The following is a 3,416-nucleotide window of genomic DNA, read 5'->3' on the forward strand; positions in this document are numbered from 1 at the left end:
ATTAATTCAGCCGTGGGAGCATCGGGGACAGCCCACAGGGAGACAACAACGCTGGGAGTACCGGCGATAAACAAAGAGCGGGATAGTCCAATTACCCCATCACCCGTGATGCGCCCGCGTCCGGTGTTGCAAGCACTCAGGACAACTAAATCTGCATTTAGTTTCAGATTAAGGATTTCTTCGGCAGTGAGTAGACCGCGATCGCTGCTAGTGGGTGCGAGTGCGATCGCGCTTTGCAATCCCTGGAAATCATCAAATAAGCCGTGGGTTGCCAGATGCACAATTCTAGCTTGAGATATTCGTGATAAAACAGCAGTTTTGGTGGCTGCATTGCCAGTAAGGGCGTTGGTGTTCAATAAAGGAGCAATCTCTTCGGCTTCTCGTTTTGCTCCTGGTAAGGAAGCTAGCTGTTGCGGCTTTTCTCCAATTTTAGGCGCTACGCTGGGCATGGTGGGATTTCCTATGATGATGGCATCTTTGGCGGATGCTTGCTTCACCTTTTCCCGTGAGGCGCGTGTTAGTTCTAGTACCTGAATTGAAGGTGCGGACAAAATTGTATGTTTTTCAATTAAGTATTTGCCATCTTTATCTTGCAGTGCGGCGAAGGGAACTACAAATAATTCACCTTGCGGGACAAAAATTATACGCTGATTTTGGTCGGTGGGCAGAAGGTCGGCGATGGGCGAAATTAATAGTTGATGAAGTTGCTGTAAGCTTTTGGCTGAGTTTTCTTGATTACCTGGATTTACAACTTCTGCTTTAAAAATACTGCGATCGTCTACTCCGATTGAGTCACGGCTAGAGCTAACAAGGTCTTTTAAAGAGGTATTTTTTTGCTGCAATGGTTTTAGGTCAACTTTGCGGAAGGTTACTTCGCCTGTAGGTTTAATCACCCAAATGTAAAGGTCTGTTTGCTTGACTTGCGATTTATTTTGACTTTTAAAGTCATCATCAATAATTGAATATTGAACGAGAGTCGCATTTTGAGCTTTGGCAATTTGTGTAATTTGGGCAATATTTGGTGGTGGTGGGGAAGTAACGTTACCTCTAGTTTCTGAAGATAATCTCTTTACCAATAGCTCCACAAATGCTCTTGCACGCCCTCGTTCAGCAATTTCTAAAGCATCATTAATGTTATTTTGGGCAATAAAAACTTGTTGGAGTAGACGGTAGATACTAGCCTGGGTTTCAAAAATTGATACTTTATTGCTATCACTCAATCCTGACCGTAGAGACTCTAAAGCCTTAATTCCAGCGGTTAGGGTTTTTGTAGCTTCCGCTAGCTTCCCAGATTGATAGAGGTTACTACCCATATTTCTCAGAATTCGTCCTTCACCTGGATAATTCTCTATTTTCCTGGAAATAGTTAAAGCTTGTTGAAAAAGTTTCAGCGCTTGGGAATAATCACCTTGATTATCATAAGTTTTACCCATGTTGTTAATAGCTGTTTCTTCACCACCAAAGCTGCCAATTTTCCTATATATAACTAGAGATTGCTGATAAAAATCTAATGCTTGCGAATATTGACCTTGATATCTATAAAATTCGGCAATATTGTTGAGTAGCGCTGCTTCCAGACCAGTCACGCCAATTTTTCTAGCAATAATTAAAGCTTGCTGATACAAATTTAATGCTTTGGAATAGTCACCCTGGCTCATATAAACTGTTCCCATTGAATTCAGAACAAGAGCTTCTCCATTTTTGTTATTAATTTTTCTGCTTACATTCAAAGCTTGCTGATAAGTTTCCAGTGCTTGATTATATTGACCTAAATCATAATAGATAACTCCCAAGCTAAGGAGGGTTACTACTTCACCTTGAAAATCACCAACTTCTCTACGAATAACTAAGGCTTGCTCGTATAATTCCAATGCTTGAGAATATTGACCCAAACCATGATAAATCGTTCCAAGGTTACTAAGAGTTACCCCTTCGCCTTCGCGATCCTGAACTTTTCGACGAATAGATAAGGCTTGCTGAAAGAAATCTCGTGCTTGAGCATATTGATCTGAGCTTCTATAAACTGAGCCAATGTTGTTAAGTGCAGTTCCTTCGTTCCAGCGATCGCCGAGTTTTCTGAAAATCTCTAAACCTTGCCGATAAAATTTCAGGGCTTCTGGATATTGGCTGAGACTGCGATAAATTAACCCGATGTAGTTCACGGTTAATGCTTCGCCTTTGGTATCTTTTAGTTCCCGATAAATTAAGAGCGCTTCTTGAAAAGACTGTAATGCTTCCTGAAATTGGCTAGTCTTATACTGCTGATTACCTTGCTGATAAAGTTTATCTGCTTGCGCCTTCCTCTCCTCAACCGTCTGCGCCATCACCGCAGATCCACTAAATGTCACCGGAAAATTCAGCCAACAAGTCTGCAACCCAGTCAGTAGAACTGTGCTAGACGCAAGCAAGAAAAATCTTTTTAATTCCATAGCTGTAGGAGTGCGATCGCAGCGTTTAAGATATTGTCCGCTTACATATAATATCCTTGGGCAAGGGGTACTTATGTAAAAACCCAAGCCGTAGCCTATTGAGATGCAGAAACGTTTGGCTCATCTTCTGCACAGAAATCATGAGCTTGAAGAAGCGCGATCGCATTCCTTAATTCCGCTGAGGGATTTGGCACCGAATAGAGTTCCCGCAGCGCATCTGACCAGAGTTCTCGTTCGGCAAAATAGTGGACTTTCTCCATTGCCAAAGCCTCTGGTGATGGGTCTTTAAGCTGCTGTACGAGTGCTATTGAGATCAATTCGGCTGAAATGCGATCGCGTGTTTCCGGTTCCATCACTTGAAACATGACGCTGGTTTCAATTGGGTACGGCTCTGAAGCAGACAATTTCCATACATAAGACTGTCCAGGTTGCAATGGTTCCCCATCATAAACCGCCCTTGTCTCTCCTTTAATTGGTCGGTTCCAGAATGCCTCTTTATCCCCCTGACGAGATAGCTCAATTCGCGTTACCGTTCCACCTGGGATATTCCACAGAAACAGAGGGCGATCGCTCCAAATCTCAAGGATTTCCCCTTGTTTTGAATGAAGCGAATCTGCGTCTACCAGTTTAGCGGGAGCGATCGCGCAAATCGCTCCTCCTCTCCCGCCCCCTCCTTTCCTTTTGCGACGTAATTTCTTCCAGATATCACCCCACGATAAAGCTAGATATGTCTCATTGCTTTCTGTTAGGACGGGATGCGGTTGTTGTCTAATTGCCGCTTGTAGAGGCACTGAGGAAGAAGTTGTAATCAAGGCAGATATTAACAAAATGGATTGGAGTTTTTTTAAGTTAAACATGAGACTTTTCCCTGAATGCTAAACGAATATAATTCCAAAACAAAACTGTTGGTAAAAACCAAGGTAATAACATCGCCGCCGATATATAGATTTGCAAGGAGGCGATGATATAAATGGTTGTAGCCGTTCC

2 protein-coding genes are annotated in these 3,416 nt (G+C 42.8%); both read right to left on the minus strand.

All coding sequences use genetic code 11. The annotated features are described in order from the left end of the window. Positions 1-2,429 (minus strand): CHAT domain-containing tetratricopeptide repeat protein (locus H6F50_RS21980; RefSeq protein ID WP_199292309.1); only part of this gene is annotated, 2,429 nt, incomplete at its 3' end. Positions 2,430-2,524: 95 nt separating this feature from the next. After that, positions 2,525-3,286, minus strand: a complete 762-nt coding sequence (locus H6F50_RS21985; protein ID WP_190430346.1) for a DUF928 domain-containing protein — start codon at positions 3,284-3,286, stop codon at positions 2,525-2,527. Positions 3,287-3,416 lie beyond the last annotated feature (130 nt).

The organism is Coleofasciculus sp. FACHB-712, assembly GCF_014695635.1.
GTDB lineage: Bacteria > Cyanobacteriota > Cyanobacteriia > Cyanobacteriales > FACHB-T130 > FACHB-T130.